Here is a 20,272-nt window from a genome sequence, read left to right on the forward strand (position 1 = left end):
CTTACTGAAATCCCTGTCCCGAACTTACTGAAATCCGTGTCCGCGACTTACTGAATTCCTTGTCCGGGACTTTGCGAAACCCGCACTCTCTCATTGAGTTTGACGTCTCGCGCGATATATTGGGTACGTCCCCACGAGCGACGGAACGCGTATCGCTTACATTTCTTATTACCCGAAATCTGGGCTCTTTTCTCGCTTCCAGCCAAAAGCTGCCGGACTGGATCGAGAGCCAAGTGCGAGCGCTCGCCTTCTTCGGCGGCGTTGACCAGAGCCATCGTTTGCGACAACCTGAAGGCCGGTGGAATGTGTAGTCAAGGCGCTGTGGTTCGAGCCGACGCAGAACGCGACCTTTGCCTCCATGGCCGAGCACTTCGACACCACCCATCCAGCCGGCCCGCGGCCGCAAGTCGACGCGCGGTGCTGATCCTCCAGCGCTGGATTCTGGCACCGCTGAAGAATCGTTCCCTCTTCTCGATGTCGGCCACAGCCGCCGCGAACTGAGGAGATCGAGCGGTCCGCCTTGAAGCCGCTGCCGCCAGCACAGTTCGAATACGGCAAGTGGAAATCGGCGAAGGTCCATCTGACTACCATGTCGAGGTCGATAAGACCTTCTACTCGGTGCCGCACCGGCGGATCGGGAGGACCGTCGACGTGCGGCTCACTGATCGAGTGGTCGCGATCTTCCACGATCACCAGCGCGTCGCCTGCCATGTGCGTTGCTTGCAGAGTTCCGGTGTCAACGAACACATGCGCAAGGCGCATCAGCGCTACGCCAACACCACGCCGACGAGCCTGATCAGCCGGGCGGAGCGCGAACTGGCCGAACGGAACAACGCCAACCGGCAAGTCGTGGCTGGCCCGCTTCGGCCGGCAAGCAGAACGGCTCGATCATTCCGTTCTCCAATACGCGTGCCGCGCCTGTTCGAGGATTTGGCGCTCGCCCGTCTGGATTGCCGCTTCCCACGCCTCATCGACAAACTCACCCGCGCACAACTGCTCATCCGCGATGACTTCGGAACCAACTCCCTCACCGACCATCAAAGCCCAACCTGCCTTCAAAATCAGCACCGACGCCGCATCCTATTCGCCCTCGGTCGCAATATACGTCAAGCACCTTGCGGCGGGTCCAACGCCCTCAACGAAGGTAGTAAGCTGTAACCCCAGCAGTGCTATCAGCTGAACCGTGCGGGCAGTACTCTTTCCGTCCTCGCTAACGCAAAATGCCAGGAATGTCCTGTTGCAGGCTAGGCGCACAGCCGCTTCCATAATTTGAATTCCTTTAAGTGAACAATGCAATAATTTCGATTTTTTTTCAAATGGTGTTCGGTAGCCTTAAGCCAACACCTCATCTTAGGTTTGCGGCCGCAGGCACAGTAATTCACATCGAAAGACCTTTTGGAATCCGCTCATGCTTAATAGAAACGGGAGGATGTATCGTGAATAATACCGTAGGCGATCTGAGCCGCCGAACTTTTCTCAAAACGGGCGCCGCCCTCGGCGGGGGTATCCTCGCTTCCGGTATGCCATTGTCGCAAGCCATCTGGGCAGCTGAGGGCAAAGTGCTCAAGGCGCGCGGCCTTTTGGACCCCACCACGCTCGATCCCGGCTTCTACGTGGGCAGCAACGAAGTGGACATTATGTACTGCATCTATTCGAAGCTCACGCGCTTCAAGCCGGGCTCCGAATGGGGTTGGGAGTTGGAGGCGGCAGAAAAGATCGAACAGGTCGACCCCACCCATATCCGTTTCCATTTAAAGAAGGGCATCAAATTCACCGGCGGCCATGGCGAGATGACCGCCAAGGACGTCAAATTCTCTTTCGAGCGCGTGATCAAGCACAATTCGGGGCTGGATTGGGGGTCTCTCGATCATGTCGAGATCGAGGATGACTATACTGGCGTGATTGTGTTCAAGGCACCATACGTGTCGGTCTGGAACATTGCACTCCCCTATGCAGTTGGCCATATCGTTTCCGAGGATGCGGTGATGAAGGCGACCGGTGATGGCAGCAGTTTCGGTTTAAAGCCACCGGCCTTTTCCGGGCCATATGTGCTCGCCGAATTCAAACAAAACCAGCATGTGCTTTTGACGCGCAATCCGGAGTGGGCGGGGCCAAAGCCGGGTTTCGACGAAATCCAAATCATTACGATCAACGACGACAAGGCGGCGGAACGCGCCTATCTGGCGGGCGACACCGATTTCACTCGTATCAGTCTGGATTCGCTTGCGGCGTTCAAGAGCAATCCGCCCGCCGAGACCAAGATCGAGGAACATCCCTCGCTCTATTACCACTGGATCGGCATGAATGTGGATCATCCGAGGCTGAAGGACATCAATGTCCGCAAGGCGATCCAGTGGGCAATCAATGTGCCGCAGATCCTGGATGCGGCGTTTGCGGGACAGGCGGAGGTTGCGACAGGTCCCGTTCCTCCAGGTATTGTGGGGCATCGCGACAAAGCGCTCGTCCCGCCGGAAGGCGATCTCGCGAAGGCAAAGGAGTTCTTGGAAAAGGCCGGTGTGAGCGACCTGACCTTGACCATCGATTGCCTGAACGAGAGCCAGTCTTCGACCATAGCCCAGACTGTGCAGGCGCAATTGTCGCAGATCGGCATCACGGTCGAGATCAAAGTCCAGGATAGCGGCTCGTTCTGGACGCTCGGCATGGAATCGGCGGGCGATCGCTGGAAGGAGATGCAGCTCTCCGTCAAGTACCACTCGAATCTTCCCGATCCTCAATACACAGCATGGAGTTTTAGGCAAGAGCAAGTGGGCGTGTGGAACTGGGAACGGTTCCGCAGTGAACGTTTTGATGAGCTCTACGCCAAAGGGGCCACGATCAGCGACCCGAACGAGCGGGCGAAGCTTTATTATGAGATGCAGGATCTCATGGAAGAATCTGGCGCCTACCGGTTCCTGACCTACGGGGGCAATCCAGTCATGTATCGCACCACGCATACGCAGGCCGCAACTCGTCCGGACGGATACCCCCTGTTCCTCGAGTTCAAGCCGGCTTAGCTCCACGCGGCGTAGGAAATATGGGTTCTACCGGTTTTGTTGCAACGGCTGAATAGGGGCCATGCATATTCCAACTGACCAAATCCGAAGCACCGACCGCCATCCGCACCAATCTCTGCGCGATTTTCGTCTCATTGGAACTGAGCCGGTCAAGCTGGGTGATCACTTCGCTGTCGCCGGGCTGCTGGCGCGCCTTTCGTGGCTTCGTGAGAAGGCGCTGTCGCGAACGGAACGACACTTTCCGATCATTGTGATCCAGGAAGCCGGTCTCGACGGGTTCTGGCTCCACCGCGTACTGCAGGCTGAAGGGATCGAAAGCCACGTCGTCGATCCCGCCTCGATCGCGACCTCTCGGCGTCGGCGGGCGAAGACCGACAGGATCGACGGCGAAGCCATGGTGCGGGCGCTGCTGGCCTACAAGCGCGGCGAGCCGCGGGTGTGCGCGATGGTCAAGGCACCCAGCCGGAAAGAGGAAGACCGCCGTCGCATTACTCGAGAGCGCAAGGTGCTAACCGGCGAACGGGTGAGCCACGTCAACCGTATCAAGGGATTGTTGTTTGCACAGGGCATCTCCGGATACGAACCGCTGCGCCGCGATCGGCGGGCACGGCTTGAGGAACTGCGGACCGGCGATGGCCGAGCGCTGCCAGCGCATCTCAAAGCGCAGATATGCCGCGAACTCGATCGGCTGGAACTGCTTCTCGAGCAAGTCAAGGCCGTGGAGGCGGAGCGAGCCACGTTGCTGGCCGAGGCGCAAGAGACGGCAACTCCCACCTCGGCGGCGGTGTTGCTAGATGTGAAGGGCATCGGACCGGAGTTCGCCGCCATGCTTTGGTCGGAAGGGTTGTTCCGCCATTTTGACAACCGACGGCAAGTGGCGGCCTACGCCGGCCTTGCGCCGACGCCTTGGCAAAGCGGATCGGTCGATCGTGAGCAAGGCGTGTCGAAATCCGGCAATCCGCGGCTGCGAACAATGATGGTTCAACTCGCCTAGCTATGGCTGCGCCATCAACCGCAATCGGCGCTTGCTCTCTGGTTCCGTGGACGCGTCCAGCAAAACGGCGGGCGGATGCGTAAGACAATGATTGTGGCGCTCGCCCGCAAGCTGCTAGTCGCACTCTGGAAGTATGTGACCGCCGGCATCGTGATCGAAGGCGCCGTGATGAAGGCTGTTTGACCCTAATCCCGTAATCCGCCAGGACCCGATCAGTCCTGGCCGATCCAGGTGGATGAACCGGCATGGCCTGAATGCCGTTTTGTAGAATGGTTTCATCCTCCTGAGCCCTTGCCCGCCGCAAGCGGGATATTGGTGCAGCCGTACTGAACGGCGACCGCATGTGAGATTGATCGTGCTCGGAGATGGCCGGTCATGCAATCGGGCTCAGACCTTGGATGCCGAAACAGTCCTGGAGTTCTGCTCATGCGTTGCTGATTTAATCCTTGACCCCAAGAAACCCATGTGAGGCCAGGTACCAGCGCACGCATCATGGACTGGTCCAACTGACGGCCTTTGAACATTGTAACCCTCCGAAAGTGATCGAAGGCTCCTTGCCACAGCGCTGGTAATCAAAAGGTTGCAACAGATCCACAGCTCTGCTGGCCCTCGATATCGCCGACGCAGTTAAAAGCAGTGCGCCATGACGGCCATCCAGCTGCGAACCCTTCGCGAGACCGCGTCCGAAAACGTAAGTTCCCGGGCCAAATCGGTACATTCCCCTACGTCGGTTGATATCAAACTGGGCGTCATCATTACGAGCCTCAAACCGATCAAACGAGTTAACTTGTGTTCCGCTCAGCAGTTTTGTCATTCTTCTATCACACCGATGACGCGAGAATGAGGACCGCTGAAATGAGACACGGTGAATACATTAAAGAGTTGAGAAGTTCGACCCATATCAGGATTTCGTTCCTCGTTTTTCCGCCTTTCGGCATGTCTCCGCCCAAAGCCCTCGGCACAAATCGGCTGGCTCCACCAAAATCCATTGGCGCTTCGCGAGGCCCGAGTAGTCGGATACGGCCCTTTGCACGGAGTACAGCTAAAACAAAACGACCACTCGCCGTGCTTAATCCACGTTCAATACCTTTGAAGGTTTCGCCACATGACCATCGCTTCGATCCCCAACCCCGACCTTGCTGTAACAGACCATAACAAACCACGCTGGAACCTGCCCGACCACCGCCGCCACGGCTTCCACAACCTCCACACGATTGTTCGCTACAGCCTCTCCTTCCGCGCAGCTTCTGTCCTGCCCCTGGTAAAAGAGATCGATTGGACAATTGGCGAGCGCGCAGACGTCGCCCGCTTCCTCGCCATGCCGCATTTTTCTGCCTTCGTCGTGGTGCGGGGACATCGCATCCTTTATGAAGCTTATGCGCCGGACTTCGGTCCCGACAGACCGCACACCATTCAGTCAATCACGAAGACGACACTGAACCTGATGCTTGGCCGCTGCGTCGCCGACGGCCTCATCGACCTCGACCGCAAGGTTAGGGACTACTTGCCTGAGATCGGCACCGGCTATGCGGATGCCACGTTGCGCGACGTTGCCGACATGAACGTCGCCAACGACTACTCGGAGGATCTCGAGGATGTTAGCGACTCCCGCGCGACGTGGTTTCTCATGGAGCGCGATTTAGGATGGCGCTTGCCCCCGGAGGGCGAGAAAGAGGGGACAACTCGGTCCTTCCTCTGTCGGATCGCTAGCGACGATCTCGTGAATCTTACCGACCACATAATCTACAAGACGGCCAACAGCGAGGTCATCGGCTGGGTCATTGAGCGCGCCAGCGGCCGAGCGCTGCGCGAATGGTTGATCGAGATCGTAGAGGCGGCGGGCCTCGAGGGGTGCTTCCACATGACCTGCGACCGCGAGGGCGTGCCGCAGGTCGGCGGCGGCGCCTGCCTCTCGGCCCGCGATCTCGCGCGCTACGGCCTGCTCTTCGCGCGCAAGGGCGAGGGTGTCAACGACCGCCGCGTGGGCAATACCGCCTTCACAGAAGAAACGCGCCGCAATCCCGGCCCTTCCGTAAGTAAGGAGCGCGAATGGACTCGCTATAGCCGGCAGGCCATGACCGACGGGACGTGGCTCGGCCACGGCGGTCACGGCGGCCAGTTTATGCTCTCGAACCCCGACACCGGCACCGTCGTAGTCTACTTGAGCGTGCTCGAGAACGCGAGCGCCGGGGACCCCAATTTCTCTGCCGCCATGGTAAAGATGATGGCCAGACTCGCTGCCGAACGATGAACTTTCGGCGCGCCTGGAAAGCGGGATTACGTGGGCCTGGCACAGAGAGTGGTGCCAAGCCTTCCAACAGACGATTAGTGTCATTGTGTCACGAGGTATGAAAATGGAACCAGGTCCGGCATCTATTGGAGGTTTCTTCGCGAATGGAAGGGGCCTGAGTGCCCCCGGAGGGGGCTACCGGCTGCTGCCCAGCGTGAAGGTCCCGATGCGTGACGGCGTGAATCTTTCAACCGACATCTACTTGCCAAGCGGTCCTGGTCCGTTCCCTATTATACTCATTCGCACGCCATACGACAAAAATACTCTGCGTCCCGACTGGGTGTCCAACAACACTTCGTCTTTCATATATGATGCTGAAAATTCCCTGCGTACGTGTTCTTGCACCGGACCCGTCGAAGTCTACATCAATGCAGGATACGCAGTCGTAGCTCAAGACTTCCGGGGGCTCTTCGAGTCGGAGGGCATTTTCAAATACGCAATATCAGAAAGACGCGATTTCGAGGACACCGCAAAATGGCTCGATGCGCAGCGCTGGTCGGCGCGCCGTATGGGAATGTGGGGCTGCTCTTACTTGGGTAGTGTTCAAGTGGTCGGTGCAGTTACGAATACTCCTAGTCTCAAAGCGATTACGCCTATGGCGGCCGCTGGAGCATTTAGTTCTGGGCTCGGGCGATACACCATGCTCTGGAACTACATGGGTGGAGCCCGCGAGTTCGCCAATATGCTAGGTTGGCAAGCGCACTCGCCAAGTCTCTATCTTAAACTAGACCCTTCCATAGAAACCGAGACATGGGCGCGCTTCGTCCATCTTTACGCCCTCCGACCCTCGTACAAGTTAGATATTGGAAAACTGCTATGGGATCTACCAATCGCCGGAATCCTTGATCGGGCAGGCCTGCCGCCTACCAACTGGGATGAAACCATGTCTCATCCACCAGAATCCAGTTTTTGGCACGATACAGAGTGCGTGACAAACGAGGATAAGTTGTACACGCCGGCCCTCTGGATAGACACGTGGAATGACGTCCAACCAGGGGAGGCAATAGATGCATTCAACTTCGCCAAAGAGCACGCAGACAACGCGATTGCCCGTGATAATCAGTATATGATCATGGGTCCCGGCAAACATTGCGGCATCGATCGTCTGACTGACAATTTTAAATTCGGCGACCTCGACCTCGGAGATGCTAGGTTCGATCTTTGGGATGCAATGTTGAAATGGAATAACCGCTGGGTGAAAGGTGACATTCATGCGCTGGAAAATATGCCAAGAGTCACCTATTGGCTTTACGGGAAGAATGTTTGGCGAACGGCGAGCGATATGCCAATCCCAGGAACCCGCTACACTGAAATGTTTCTCTCGAGCAAAACGGGCGCCAACAGTCTCAACGGAGACGGATTATTGTCGTTCGACCCGCCCGAGTCGCTGTGTTGTGACAAATACCTTTACGATCCGGCTGATCCGACGCCCACAGGACCGACGGAGGCGTGGACTGTCGAAATGACTGATCAGCGTGCAATCGAGGCGCGCCGCGACGTGCTAGTTTACACCAGCGAGGTATTAAAGGAGGGAATGACAGTAGTTGGAAAAATAAAAATGGTCTTATATATTTCCTCATCTGCTCAGGACACTGACTTAACGGGCAAGCTTGTAGATGTGTATCCCGACGGACGCGCTATCCAGCTGCAAACCGGCATCCTCCGAGCTCGATATCGGAACGGATACACTAACCCGCAGCTACTCAACCCCGGCGAAATATACGAAATCACCGTGGATCTAAACGCAACCGGCAACTGGTTTGCGCCGGGGCACCAGATTCGTTTGGAAGTGAGTTCCAGTAACTTTCCGCGGTTTGACCGGAACATGAACACAGGGCGAGACAACTATTCAGAGACTCAAGGCGTGGTAGCCGAGAACGCAGTCTTTTCGGGACCTGAGTGGCGCTCCAGGCTTATTCTGCCTGTCGCGCCAGATTGAACTGTTCATGCTGGTCGACAGCTGGCCTAGCTAGTTTCCGTCCACAGTGTGCTGCAGCAAGCAGAAGGAGGTTCGATGGTGAACTGACAACATGCTGAGAAGCTGCGTGAAAGATGAGGGTAGGCCCCTCGGGATCGGCTTTCAGGAGCGGGTCCCAAACCAGCCCAAGCTGCTGTGGTAGAAGAGCCATGGTGGTTAGCGTTGGGTCAAAAGCCGCGGACATGATCCGGGGCAGGTAGACATCCGGAAGATGAGCGCAAGCAAACCCTTCGATGACGCGTCGTTAGTACTCTTTAATACCACTAAAACTGAGGGCGTATGGATCTCTCGGGACAAGTCCGTCGGGAGCCTGATGACTGGGCGGACAGTGGACGGCGTATAGGGGGCATGAGCCGGATGCAGGCTTTTGCGCGGAACTGCAGGAACCAGCTTTCTGATGCCAAGGGAGAAGCACAAGCGGCACACCTCCGTGAGGCGAGAGTACCGATGCAGGAAGTTGGGGCGGATCGACCCGTATTGGTGACGAAGGCCCTGTAATGGGGCTGGAGCGAAGGGGTCGGATCAGGTGGTCGTATTTTCGAAGCAACTGGAAACAGGATGACGACGACGGATACGACAGACAAGCCGTTTATGATCGATAAGCGGCTGGTGTACGAAGCCTATAAAGCGGTCAAATCCAATGGTGGTGCGGCTGGAGTGGACGGGCAGACGATCGAGCAGTTCGAAGCCGACCTGGGGAGGAATCTCTACAGGATCTGGAACAGGATGAGTTCGGGAAGCTACTTTCCGCCACCGGTGCGGGCCGTCCCCATTCCCAAAAAGACTGGGGGTCAGCGGATTTTGGGTGTGCCCACCGTGAGGGATAGGATCGCGCAAATGGTGGTCAAACGGCTCATTGAACCGGAACTTGATCAGATCTTCCGGCCAGACTCCTACGGCTACCGGCCGGGCAAATCTGCTCTGGACGCCGTGGGGATCACGCGTCAGCGGTGCTGGAAATATGATTGGGTTCTGGAGTTTGATATCAAAGGTCTGTTTGACAACATCTCGCACGAGCTTTTGCTCACGGCAGTTCGCAGGCACGTAAAGAGCAAATGGGCATTACTATACATCGAGAGATGGCTGACAGCGCCCATGGAAAAGGATGGACAGAGGATTGAACGGAACTGCGGAACTCCGCAAGGGGGCGTAGTTTCGCCGATTCTTTCAAATCTTTTTCTGCACTATGCGTTTGATCTGTGGATGAAACGGACACATCCAGACCTCCCATGGTGTCGGTATGCGGATGATGGGCTGGTGCACTGCCGGACCGAGCAGGAGGCAGAAGCCGTCAAGGCTGCGCTTCAGGCGAGGTTGGCGGATTCCCTACAATCGTCCCGCCTGGACGCAGATGCATCGCCGCTGGCTGGCTGGGCTACGATTCGAGCAGCCCGCCCACCACATCGTCCTGGAAGACTGTATGTCAACGATCGAAGCCGCGACGGCCCGTCGTGATCGGCTGACGGCACAGATCGAGACCATGCTCGTGGACTGTAAGCGCCTCGCCGATCGCCTACGGATTTGGGCTTGAGGTTTTCCGGAATCGCCAAGGCATGAGTTCCTCGATCTGGCTCTGCGGATGACCGTTGATGATGGCGTCGAGGGTTTCGGCGAGGTAGGCGACGGGATTGACGTCGTTGAGCTTGCAGGTGGCGACGAGGGATGAGAGCAGCGCCCAGTTTTCGGCCCCGATCTCGTGGCCAGCGAACAGGGCATTTTTTCTGGTCAGGCATATCGGCCGGATGGCGTTTTCGACCGGGTTGGTATCGAGCTCGAGCCGGCCATCGTCCAGGAAGCAGGTAAGCCCTTCCCAATGGGCGAGACCATAGCGAATGTCTTCGGCCAGCTTTGAGCCCGAGGAGATCATCGACAATTGCTTTTCAAACCACGGCTTCAAGGCGGCGATGATCGGGGTGGAGTACTGCTGTCGCGCGGCGAGCCGAGCTTGTGGCGTCATGTGCCGCGCACCGTCGCCTCGACAGCGTAGAGCGTAGCGATCTGGCGCACGGCGGCTTCGGCGATCGGGGACTTGGTGTTGCGCGCCAGCTTCACAAAACGTCGGCGCAGGTGGCTCCAGCAATGGACGAGCATCCATGGTCCTTGTGGCTGTTGATTGCCGTTGAGAACTGACCCGGCAGCACAGGATATTTCCATCGAGAATTGACCCATGTTTGAACCACCCCTTGCATGACAGCGGGGGCCTTGGAGTGATCGACATGGCGATACTGAGCGTAATTCGACGTTGGCATTTTCGAGAGCATCTATCGATCCGTGAGATTGGCCGTAGGACTGGCCTGTCGCGCAATACCATCCGCAAATATCTGCGGGTGGACGAGGTCGAGCCGAAGTTCAAGGTTCCAGAGCGGCCGAGCAGGCTTGACGCATTTGCCGACCGTTTGTCAGCCTGGCTGAGGACGGAAGCCAAAAAGAACCGCAAGCAGAAACGCACGATCAAGCAGCTTCATGCCGATCTGCTGAGCCTTGGCTATGAGGGGTCATACGGTCGTGTCGCGGCTTTCGCTCGGGAGTGGAAGGCTGATCTGCAGAGGGAGTTACAGACGACAGGGCGCGGAACATTCGTGCCGCTTTCGTTCGATCCAGGTGAAGCGTTCCAGTTCGACTGGTCCGAGGACTGGGCGATCATCGGCCATGAACGCACCAAGCTGCAAGTGGCCCATAGCAAGCTCAGCTACTCCAGGGCCTTCATCGTCCGGGCTTATCTGTTGCAGACGCATGAGATGCTGTTCGACGCCCATAATCATGCCTGCCGTGTCTTTGGCGGCGTTCCCCGGCGCGGCATCTACGACAATATGCGCACAGCAATCGACAAGGTCGGCCGCGGCAAGGAGCGCGACGTCAATGTCCGCTTCATGGCCATGGCCAGCCACTATCTCTTCGAGCCTGAGTTCTGCAATCCCGCCTCTGGCTGGGAGAAGGGACAGGTCGAGAAGAACGTCCAGGCTGCGCGTCACCGACTGTGGCAACCCATGCCGCGCTTTCCATCATTGGAAGCCCTGAACGACTGGCTGGAGCTTCGATGCCAAGAGTTCTGGCACAAGACCCCGCATGGAAAAATGCGCGGCACCATTGCCGATATCTGGGCTGAGGAAGCCCAGGCTCTCATGCCGGCGTCCCGTCTCTTCGACGGCTTTGTCGAATACACCAAGCGGGTCTCCCCAACCTGCCTCGTGCATCTGGAGCGCAACCGGTACAGCGTGCCGGCGTCGTTTGCCAATCGGCCGGTGAGCATTCGGGTCTATCCGGATCGTGTCGTTGTCGCTGCGGAGGGTCTGATTGTCTGTGAGCATCGCCGCATCATCGATCGTTCGCATGATCGACCAGGGCAGACGATCTATGACTGGCGGCACTATCTGGCTGTCGTTCAGCGCAAACCAGGCGCCCTGCGCAACGGAGCACCCTTTGCCGAACTTCCCGATGCATTCAGGTCGTTGCAAGCAGCATTTGCTCAAGAAGCCGGGCGGCGATCGCGAGATGGCCGACATCCTGGCACTTGTCCTTCAGCACGACGAGCAGGCCGTGCTTTGCGCCGTGGAAATGGCGTTACAGGGCGGTGTTCCTACCAAAACCCATGTGCTCAACCTTCTCCATCGGCTCGTCGACGGCAAATCGCTTATGCCCCCGACCATCAGCGCCCCTCAGGCTTTGACGCTTACCAATGAGCCGAAAGCAAATGTCGAACGCTACGATGCCTTGAGGAAGGCCCTGGAGGTGCGCCATGCGTCATAACCCTGCCAGCGGCGCAATCGTCATCATGCTCCGGAGCCTGAAGATGCACGGCATGGCGCAAGCTGTAGGCGAACTTACCGAGCAGGGAGCGCCAGCGTTTGAAGCCGCCATTCCGATCCTGTCGCAACTCCTCAAGGCCGAGACGGCGGAACGAGAGGTCAGGTCCACAGCCTACCAGCTCAAGACGGCTCGCTTTCCAGCCTACCGCGATCTCAACGGCTTTGACTTCGCCAGCAGTGAGATAGACGAGGCCCTGGTGCGGCAACTTCATCGTTGCGAGTTCGTCGATGAAGCCAACAACATTGTGCTCGTCGGCGGCCCCGGGACGGGCAAAACCCATATTGCCACGGCCCTTGGCGTTCAGGCCATCGAGCATCATCACAAACGGGTTCGCTTCTTCTCGACGGTCGAACTGGTCAATGCGCTGGAACAGGAGAAGGCACAAGGAAGATCCGGCCAGATCGCCAATCGCCTCGTCCATTCCGATCTCGTGATCCTGGACGAACTTGGCTATCTGCCCTTCAGTGCGTCAGGCGGGGCTCTGCTCTTCCATCTGCTGAGCAAGCTTTACGAGCGCACAAGCGTCATCATCACCACAAACCTCAGCTTCAGCGAATGGGCCAGTGTCTTCGGCGATGCCAAGATGACGACCGCTCTTCTCGACCGGCTGACCCACCATTGCCATATCCTCGAAACCGGAAACGACAGCTTCCGGTTCAAAAACAGCTCTGCCCAAGAGCCGAAAAAAGCAAAGGAGAAAACCAGAACCTTGACCATCCCCGCAGAACCAAAACATACATGAAGGGCGGGTCACTTCTCGGCGGAAATGCCGGGTCAGTTCTCAGTGAAAATCAACATTGTGGCCGCTCCAAGCGTGTCAGCCGGTCATAGCCCTCAGAGGCGTCAACCTGCAGGAACTGTCCGGCGAAGCCTTGAAGGAAGCGTTCGGCATGCTCGCCGCCGCGTCCCGGCGCATAGTGGAACAGCACGATGGGCGGGCCTTGGCCACCATGGCCGCGGTCATCGGAAGCGCTTGCCCAGAAGAAGCCCTTCTTGACCTTGCCGCGTCCGGGATCGAGCACCGGCGCCGTGGTCTCGTCCATGAACAGACGATCCGCGGCAGCCAGATGCCGGCTCATGTGACTGGCGATGGGCTTGAGATGGAAGCAGGCCCGGGCCAGCCCAATTGCCCAGTGTGGCGCGATCCAACTGGATGCCCTGGCGAGCATAGATCTCGGCCTGCCGGTAGAACGGCAAATGATCGCCGAACTTGGCGACGATGACCTGCGCGATCAGCGCCTCGGTCGGCAGGCCGCCAGGCACCACATGCTCGGGCGCATGGGCCTGCACCACCGCGCCGGAGCAGCGACGGCAAGCGTATTTCGGCCGGCGCGTGACCAGAACGCGCAACTGTGCTGGAACCACGTCCAACCGTTCACTCACGTCCTCGCCGATCCTGGCCATCTCGCCGCAGCCGCACGGGCACAGTGTGCTTTCGGGTTCGATGATCCGCTCCACCCGCGGCAGATGGGCAGGCAAGTGGCCGCAGTTGCGCCGGCCAGAACCGGACGTGCCGTCCGAACCGCCCTGGATAATCCGCTGTGCTTTTTCCTGCGCGGCATCGAGCACGCCCTGCGCGATCGCCACGTCTTCGAGCAGCAGGTGGTATTGATCGGGATGCAGCTTCTCGGACTTGGCGCCGAACTTCTCGTGGTTCAGTTGACCGACGATGGTCTCCAGGCGACGGCGCGCCTCTTCGGATTCGGCCAAAGCGGCTTGCGCCTCGGCGAGGAGCGCCTTCTCATGGTATCGACCATATTGAAGTCGCCCATCTTCACGCCGCCGCGCAGATGCGCGCAATGTGGTGCCATTGACATGGATTCCATGCCGCCGGCAACGATGATCTTCGCGTCACCCGTTGCGATCTGCTGCATGCCAAGCGCGACAGCCCGCAGGCCAGAACCGCACAGCTGGTTAATTCCCCAGGCGGTCTTCTCCTGGGGGATCCCGGCTTTCATGGCAGCCTGACGGGCAGGATTTTGACCTTCCCCGGCAGACAAGACCTGGCCGAGGATCACCTCATCGACTTCGCCGGCTTCGATGCCGGCGCGCTCCAGCACACCTTTGATGGCTGCGCCTCCAAGCTCGTGGGCCGGAGTGATGGCAAAGCAACCGTTAAACGAACCAACCGCGGTCCGTGCTGCGCTGGCAATGACGATAGATGCCGTCATGATCGTTCCTTCCGGTATTCTAAATGATGACACGGCGGTGGCCGCGGATCAATTGACGATTGTCGCTTCAGTAGCGCTGCGGAACTGGCTGTCGCTCACGTCTTCGGCAAGCTCAACGAGCTGCAATCCGCCATCGACGACGTCGAGCACGCCCAGATTAGTGATGATCCTATCGACCACCCGCTGACCGGTCAGCGGCAGGGTACATCCTTTGAGTATCTTGGATTCACCAGCCTTGTTGGTATGGTCCATGACCACCACCACGCGCTTCACCCCGGCGACGAGATCCATTGCGCCACCCATACCCTTGACGAGCTTGCCGGGGATCATCCAGTTGGCGAGATCACCCGTCTCCGATACTTCCATTGCGCCAAGGATGGCCATGGCAATCTTGCCGCCGCGGATCATCGCAAAGCTTTGCGAGGAGTCGAAGAAGGCCGAATGCGGCAGGGCCGTCACCGTCTGTTTGCCGGCGTTGATCAGATCTGCGTCAATGGCGTCTTCCGTCGGGAACGGGCCGATACCGAGGAGCCCGTTCTCCGACTGCAGTGTCACATGCACCCCATCAGGAATATGGTTGGCGACCAGCGTTGGAATGCCGATGCCGAGATTGACATAGGTACCATCTTCAAGTTCGCGGGCCGCCCGTGCGGCCATCTGGTTTCGATCCCAACCCATCTGTTCCCTCCCTTACGCTGCTACGCGCGTCGTGCGCTGTTCGATGCGCTTCTCGTGTTCACCCTGGATCAAACGATGCACGTAAATCCCAGGCAGGTGAATCTGATCAGGATCGAGGCTGCCGGCCGGCACGATTTCTTCGACCTCAGTGACGCAAATCTTACCGCAGGTCGCTGCCGGTGGATTGAAGTTGCGGGCCGTCTTGCGGAACACCAGGTTGCCCGTTGTGTCTGCCTTCCAGGCCTTGACAATCGCCAGGTCCGCAACGATCCCGGTCTCGAGGACATAGGTCTCGCCGTGAAAAGTTTTGTGCTCCTTACCTTCGGCGACGACCGTGCCAACGCCGGTCTTGGTATAAAATCCTGCGATACCGGCGCCGCCGGCGCGCATGCGTTCGGCAAGCGTGCCCTGCGGATTGAATTCGAGCTCCATCTCGCCGCTGAGATACTGCCGCATGAACTCGGCATTCTCACCGACATAAGATGAGATCATCTTTTTGATCTGCTTCGTCTTCAGCAGTATGCCAAGCCCAAAATCGTCAACGCCACAGTTGTTGGACGCAATCGTCAGATCTTTGGTGCCAGCTTCCAGGATCGCGTTGATCAGCAGCTCCGGAATGCCGCAAAGGCCGAAGCCACCCGCGGCGATTGTCATGCCGTCGTGCAGCACACCCTCCAGCGCATTTGCTGCACTGGGAAATACCTTACTCATCTTGGCCTCCGCTTTGCGAATGCCCGCGCCTTTACGGCCAGACCTCATATCGCGGCAACTTTACGGATTGCGCAGGAAGCAACCATTCGTAAGAATACGTAGGTCCATACGTGGGAGACTTACTATGCGAGGTTCGGCCAGAATGCGAAACTCGGGCAATCTTGATGGCATCGGCTTCCTGCATGGGCCGGACGCGATGCTGGTGCTTTCCAATCGCGTCATCCTGCGGGCAAGCCATCGCGTCCAATCCGTCTTTGGCTGGTCGATCCGCGAGTTGGAGGGACAGTCAATGAGGATGCTCTATCCCGGTCAAACCGATTACGAGGTGATCGGCGAAAAAGCACGCCGCGCCATGAAGGCCGATCCCGTCTACCGCGATGCCCGCTTCATGCGCCGCATGGACGGCGAGGTGGTTTGGATGGAGGCGCATGGTGCCGCGCTTGATCGGGACGATCCACAGGAATTGGCAATCTGGTCTTATCGCCCGGTCGCGGCAGAACAAAGCCAGGGTCACGGCCTAACCGCGGCAGAGGCGCGGATTGCGCGCTACCTTGTAAACGGCTTCACCAGCAAGGAAATGGCACGGTCCATCGGTTGTTCCCCAAGGACTGTGGAAGTCCATCGCGCGAATATGATCGTAAAGTTCGGGGTGCGCAACACGTCCGAACTGGTGGCGCGGCTGCTTTCCGCCCGATAAACGCCTCCGCGTCGCTCAGCACCGGGCCGTTGGGCGCGTAGCCCCGTGGGCGGTAACAGCGCGGGATCGTCCATTGCAGCTCAGCGCGGCGACCCGCTCCACCCCGGGGATCACCATGAACCGAAGACAGACCTCATCGTGGCTCGCCTCTGTTTCACACGCCGGCGCAGAACTTGAGCGATTTGACGTACATCCCTTCGTTCTGTTTTGGGTCGCAAACCAGATGCGGACGTTCGCTTGCGAGAGGGTCCATTTCAGGCTTCTGCGGCGTTGCTGCCAGATTCCTTGCCGATGGCCATAGGCACCGGATGCTCGACGGCCGCGTCCAGGCCATGCCTGGCGACGAAGTCTGGCTCGTCGGCGAGCGGCGGTCGACCGGAGAGCAAAAATATTACGTGTCGAACCTGCCGGACGATGCCACCATCAGGATGCTCGCCGCTGCCATCAAGGCCATATGGATCTGTGAACAGGCGCACCAGCAACTCAAGGAGGAGCTTGGGCTCGACCACTTCGAAGGCCGATCCTGGACAGGATTACACCGCCATGCCTTGATGACGATGATCGCCTACGCCTTCCTCCAATCCCGCCGCCTCAAAGCAGCGGGACGGAAAAAAAGAGTCACGGGACCACCGCCACAACCCAGCATGCCGGCCATCAGGCAAGCTATCCTCGATCTCTTCGCACGGCCTCCGCCCCTGCGATGCCCTCATTGTGAAATGCTCCTCGCAGAAGCCGCCAAACCAAAAGTGTCAAAGTAGTGCTTCTGTAATGGGCCCTTACTCGTCAAGTCCCTTCGAGTGATCATCACGCCGCCAGGATCATGCTTCTGTCCGTGGTCAGCACCAAGACTGCCACATCATGTATGCCTCGGCGCTCGGCAAGAACGCAAACTGCCAGACGCTGGTGTCGGCGACACTGGCCTCGGGTGAGGTGCCGGTCATGGTGGGGTTGCAGCTGTTCCTGCCCGAGAGTTGGACCTCCGATGCCACCCGGCTCGATCGCGCCGGTGTGCCCGATGACCATCGTTCTTACAGGACCAAACCCGAGATCGCCCTGGCCGAGATTGACCGGGTCCGCGCGGCCGGCGTGCGCTTCGGCTGCGTCCTTGCCGATGCCGGATATGGCTTGAGCGCGCCCTTCCGGCAGGCGCTCACCGAGCGCGGCCTCAAATGGGCCGTCGGCATCCCGTTCAAGCAAAGGTCTATCCCGCCGACGTGGCGATGATCTTCCCCGTTGCCGGACGCAGCCGCCCGCGCCAGCGGCATATCCCCGATGTGAAGTCGATCACCGCGCAGGCGATGCTGGAGACCGCCCGATGGAGGACGGTCAGTTGGCGGCGCGGCACCAAGGGCCGCCTCTCAGCACGCTTCGCCGCTGTCCGTGTTCGGGTTGCTGATGGCCCACCCCAGCGCATCCGCGACATGGGCGCCCAGCACTTGCCCGGAGAGGAGGTCTGGGTCATCGGCGAGCATCGCTCGACCGGGGAGCGCAAATACTATCTTTCCAACCTTCCCGCGGACATCCCGCTCAAGCAACTCGCAGGTGCCATCAAGGCGCGCTGGAGCTGCGAACAGGCGCATCAACAACTCAAGGAGGAACTCGGCATCGACCATTTCGAAGGGCGATCATGGACAGGCCTTCACCGACACGCGTTGATGACGATGATTGCCTATGCCTTCCTGCAATCTCGCCGCCTCACACAAGCGAGAGGGGGAAAAAAGAATCCCAGGCCCGCCGCCGCAGCCAAGTCTCCCAGCAGTTCGACAAGCAATCCTAAACGCGCTCGCACAACCGCCGCCAACCAAATGCCCCCACTGCCGCAGGCTCCTCAGCTAAAAATCTGCCAAAGTAGTGCTTCTGTAATGGGCCCTTACTCGTCAAGTCCCTTCGAGTGATCATCGCGCCGCCGGGATCATGCTTCTGTCCGTGGTCAGCACGAAGACTGCCACATCATGTCATCAGATCCTTAAGCCGGCAGGTCAATCTAGGGTCCGGACCCATAAAAGGGGTTCCTCTGACGGCGGGATTGTGATTCACGGGTCTCTGAGGGGGACCACTCATGAATCGCGAATATTTCTGGCTCAGCGATGAGCAGTTTGGGTTGCTTGAACCACATCTGCCGACCGACACCCGAGGCAAGCCGCGCGTCGATGATCGCCGCGTGATCAGCGGCATTATTCATGTGGTGAAGAGCGGCGGACGCTGGGTCGACGCTCCGTCGGTCTATGGACCGCGCAAGACCCTCTACAACCGTTTCCAGCGCTGGTCGGCCAAGGGCGTTTGGAGTGCCATTTTCCATGCTCTTGCCAACGCCGGCGGGCCTCCGGCCGAGCTTCTCATCGACTCATCGGCGGTAAGGGCGCATCGCTGTGCGGCCGGCGGCAAAGGGGGGAGAAAAATCAGGCCATCGGTCGCTCGAGGGGCGGACGGACTACCAAAATCCATGCCCTGACGGATGGATTCTGCCGGCCGGTCGCCTTTCTCCTGACCGGCGGCCAGGTCGCCGATTGCACTGCCGGGGCGCTGCTGATCGAGCAGATGCCGGCGGCCCCAATCCTGCATGCCGACAAAGGCTATGACAGCAATGCCATCCGGGAGCAGGTTCGCGGACGCGGCGCCTTCGCCAATATCCCGCCCAAGGCGAACCGAAAATGGAAGAATTGTTTCTCGCCCTTCCCTCTACAAGGGCCGCAATGCGATTGAGCGCATGTTCTGTCGCATCAAGGACTTCCGTCGCATCGCAACTCGCTACGATCGGCTCGCCCGCAACTTCCTCGCCGCCGTCTGCATCGCTGCAACCGTCAGCTACTGGTTATGAGTCTTAGCCCTAGCTAGGACGCGTGATTTGCCGAAGCTTTCACAGCACTACTCCCGACCTTGCCAAGCCCTCGTCCCAGCGACGGGACCTCGAAGAAGTAGCGCCTATGGCGGCCTACCTCGCTGCCTTGTTCCTCCTTTACGCAGTGACGGTGTCCTTGCCCCAACGGAACTGACTGACATCAGTCCACATGCGGTGAAGAACGGTGGCGAGCTTGCGGGCCAGCACCACCTTCGCCCGTTTTATGCCGCGCCGCTTCGCTACCTCCATCGCCCAGCGTTTCAGGGCCGAGAACCGCGTGGCGCGCGTCAGCATGATGTGCGCCGCTTCATAGAGCGCGGTGCGCACCATTCCATCGCCGACCTTGCTGATGCCGCCGTCGATGTCGGTCTCGCTGGATTGATATTTCTTGGGCTTCAGTCCGAAGTACGCACCGACGGTTCGGGATTTTGCAAACCGCCCCGGATTGTCGACCGCCGAACGATAGGTGACTGCAACCAGAGCGCGACACCGGGCGCACTCATCAGCCGCTGGCAGACAGGTTCGGCACGGGCGATCTTCAGCATCGCGCGGTGCAGTGCCGGGTAAACTCGTTCCATAATACCGCCCGGGCCTGCAGCATCGCGCCGATCACCGTCGCAAGCATGTCATGGCCTTCGATGAGATCGCGAATGCGCGCCTCGAAACGCCCCCGGCTCACCTCGCCAACCTTGAGCCCGTAACCGCGTAGGATTCCGCGTATGCTGAGCTCGACGTCGAGCAGCTTGGCCTGCAACAGCTTGCGGCCGACCAGCAGTGCCCGCACCTCCTGGGCATCTGCAGACTTGGCGTACACGGGACGGTACCAGCCCATGCCGCCGCATAGCCTCCGGCGATCTTGTCGATAAGATCCTTCTCCAGTTCGCGAGGCATCACATGGAAACGCTCGTTAGGGGAGACGGACGGCGCATAGTCTACGGCAAGCAGATCATCCGTGCTTTCCATTATTTCGCGGCCGGGATGGAAAAGCTGCGAGAAGATCGTGCAGCCCTCGGCATGGCAGACATAGGCAAGCTGTCAGTAACGCTCGATGCAGGTGTCTTCAGTGGCCATCAGCATATGTGAGGTATGGCGC

The 20,272-nt window shown here is 58.9% G+C and carries 15 protein-coding genes and 9 pseudogenes; 16 read left to right on the plus strand and 8 right to left on the minus strand.

Features of this window, described 5'->3' with window-relative positions:
• Window positions 1-200: 200 nt before the first annotated feature.
• The 7 genes and pseudogenes from NKJ89_RS15565 to NKJ89_RS15595 all read left to right on the plus strand — a co-directional run.
• Window positions 201-807, plus strand: a pseudogene (locus NKJ89_RS15565) (Mu transposase domain-containing protein); the annotation flags it as partial.
• Window positions 808-1,436: 629 nt separating this feature from the next.
• Entirely contained in the window at window positions 1,437-3,014 is a 1,578-nt protein-coding gene (locus NKJ89_RS15570; protein ID WP_352603640.1) for an ABC transporter substrate-binding protein, read from the plus strand.
• A gap of 74 nt (window positions 3,015-3,088) precedes the next feature.
• Window positions 3,089-4,191, plus strand: a pseudogene (locus tag NKJ89_RS15575) (IS110 family RNA-guided transposase).
• A 922-nt stretch (window positions 4,192-5,113) separates the two neighbouring features.
• Window positions 5,114-6,259, plus strand: coding sequence for a serine hydrolase domain-containing protein (locus tag NKJ89_RS15580; protein ID WP_352603642.1), 1,146 nt, complete (start codon window positions 5,114-5,116; stop codon window positions 6,257-6,259).
• Between the two features lie 205 nt (window positions 6,260-6,464).
• Window positions 6,465-8,237, plus strand: coding sequence for a CocE/NonD family hydrolase (locus NKJ89_RS15585; protein ID WP_352603644.1), 1,773 nt, complete (start codon window positions 6,465-6,467; stop codon window positions 8,235-8,237).
• 597 nt (window positions 8,238-8,834) lie between these two features.
• A pseudogene (ltrA, locus tag NKJ89_RS15590) lies at window positions 8,835-9,596 on the plus strand (group II intron reverse transcriptase/maturase); the annotation flags it as partial.
• 7 nt (window positions 9,597-9,603) lie between these two features.
• Window positions 9,604-9,768: pseudogene (locus NKJ89_RS15595) on the plus strand (IS110 family transposase); the annotation flags it as partial.
• A gap of 21 nt (window positions 9,769-9,789) precedes the next feature.
• Here the strand turns inward: NKJ89_RS15595 and NKJ89_RS15600 are convergent.
• Window positions 9,790-10,233, minus strand: coding sequence for an IS66 family transposase (locus NKJ89_RS15600; protein WP_352603646.1), 444 nt, complete (start codon window positions 10,231-10,233; stop codon window positions 9,790-9,792).
• Complete coding sequence (locus NKJ89_RS15605; protein ID WP_352603648.1) at window positions 10,230-10,367, minus strand: IS66 family transposase; 138 nt, start codon at window positions 10,365-10,367, stop codon at window positions 10,230-10,232. The genes NKJ89_RS15600 and NKJ89_RS15605 overlap by 4 nt, the downstream gene beginning before the upstream one ends.
• A 125-nt stretch (window positions 10,368-10,492) precedes the next feature.
• Between NKJ89_RS15605 and istA the strand changes: the two are divergent.
• Together istA and istB are read left to right on the plus strand one after the other, a co-directional pair.
• A pseudogene (gene istA, locus NKJ89_RS15610) lies at window positions 10,493-12,023 on the plus strand (IS21 family transposase).
• Window positions 12,013-12,825 carry an IS21-like element helper ATPase IstB gene (gene istB / locus NKJ89_RS15615; RefSeq protein WP_352603650.1) on the plus strand — a complete coding sequence of 271 codons (813 nt, stop codon included), beginning with the start codon at window positions 12,013-12,015 and terminating at the stop codon, window positions 12,823-12,825. Before istA ends, istB begins: the two are co-directional and overlap by 11 nt.
• Before the next feature lie 49 nt (window positions 12,826-12,874).
• Here the strand turns inward: istB and NKJ89_RS15620 are convergent, their stop codons facing one another.
• The 5 genes and pseudogenes from NKJ89_RS15620 to NKJ89_RS15640 form a co-directional block, all read right to left on the minus strand.
• Window positions 12,875-13,162: an IS66 family transposase gene (locus NKJ89_RS15620; RefSeq protein WP_352603652.1), complete on the minus strand. Its 288-nt coding sequence runs from the start codon at window positions 13,160-13,162 to the stop codon at window positions 12,875-12,877.
• Window positions 13,044-13,793 (minus strand): IS66 family transposase zinc-finger binding domain-containing protein, encoded by a 750-nt coding sequence (locus NKJ89_RS15625; protein ID WP_352603654.1) that lies wholly within the window; start codon window positions 13,791-13,793, stop codon window positions 13,044-13,046. The genes NKJ89_RS15620 and NKJ89_RS15625 overlap by 119 nt, the downstream gene beginning before the upstream one ends.
• Window positions 13,794-13,825: 32 nt before the next feature.
• Window positions 13,826-14,257 (minus strand): annotated as a pseudogene (locus tag NKJ89_RS15630) (thiolase family protein); the annotation flags it as partial.
• A gap of 45 nt (window positions 14,258-14,302) precedes the next feature.
• Entirely contained in the window at window positions 14,303-14,932 is a 630-nt protein-coding gene (locus NKJ89_RS15635; protein ID WP_352603655.1) for a 3-oxoacid CoA-transferase subunit B, read from the minus strand.
• Between the two features lie 12 nt (window positions 14,933-14,944).
• The gene (locus NKJ89_RS15640; protein WP_352603656.1) at window positions 14,945-15,643 is read right to left on the minus strand and encodes a CoA transferase subunit A; all 699 of its coding nucleotides are present in this window, start codon (window positions 15,641-15,643) and stop codon (window positions 14,945-14,947) included.
• Window positions 15,644-15,839: 196 nt separating this feature from the next.
• Here NKJ89_RS15640 and NKJ89_RS15645 point away from each other — a divergent pair, with 196 nt between their 5' ends.
• From NKJ89_RS15645 to NKJ89_RS15670, 6 genes and pseudogenes are all read left to right on the plus strand, one after another.
• On the plus strand, window positions 15,840-16,340 hold the full coding sequence (locus NKJ89_RS15645) for a LuxR C-terminal-related transcriptional regulator (protein WP_352603658.1): 501 nt from the start codon (window positions 15,840-15,842) through the stop codon (window positions 16,338-16,340).
• Window positions 16,341-16,627: 287 nt separating this feature from the next.
• Window positions 16,628-17,055: pseudogene (locus tag NKJ89_RS15650) on the plus strand (IS701 family transposase); the annotation flags it as partial.
• Window positions 17,056-17,201: 146 nt separating this feature from the next.
• A pseudogene (locus NKJ89_RS15655) lies at window positions 17,202-18,235 on the plus strand (IS701 family transposase); the annotation flags it as partial.
• 164 nt (window positions 18,236-18,399) lie between these two features.
• Window positions 18,400-18,792: an IS5 family transposase gene (locus NKJ89_RS15660; RefSeq protein ID WP_352603660.1), complete on the plus strand. Its 393-nt coding sequence runs from the start codon at window positions 18,400-18,402 to the stop codon at window positions 18,790-18,792.
• On the plus strand, window positions 18,708-19,043 hold the full coding sequence (locus NKJ89_RS15665; RefSeq protein WP_352603895.1) for a transposase: 336 nt from the start codon (window positions 18,708-18,710) through the stop codon (window positions 19,041-19,043). The genes NKJ89_RS15660 and NKJ89_RS15665 overlap by 85 nt, the downstream gene beginning before the upstream one ends.
• Window positions 19,000-19,158: a transposase gene (locus NKJ89_RS15670; RefSeq protein WP_502904135.1), complete on the plus strand. Its 159-nt coding sequence runs from the start codon at window positions 19,000-19,002 to the stop codon at window positions 19,156-19,158. The genes NKJ89_RS15665 and NKJ89_RS15670 overlap by 44 nt, the downstream gene beginning before the upstream one ends.
• Before the next feature lie 138 nt (window positions 19,159-19,296).
• Here the strand turns inward: NKJ89_RS15670 and NKJ89_RS15675 are convergent.
• Window positions 19,297-20,011, minus strand: a pseudogene (locus tag NKJ89_RS15675) (IS110 family RNA-guided transposase); the annotation flags it as partial.
• A gap of 62 nt (window positions 20,012-20,073) precedes the next feature.
• Between NKJ89_RS15675 and NKJ89_RS15680 the strand changes: the two are divergent.
• A complete protein-coding gene (locus NKJ89_RS15680) occupies window positions 20,074-20,262 on the plus strand; it encodes a hypothetical protein (protein WP_352603662.1) in 189 nt (62 codons plus the stop codon).
• Window positions 20,263-20,272: the final 10 nt, after the last annotated feature.

It is taken from the genome of Mesorhizobium sp. M0047, assembly GCF_040323315.1.
Classification (GTDB): Bacteria; Pseudomonadota; Alphaproteobacteria; order Rhizobiales; family Rhizobiaceae; genus Mesorhizobium.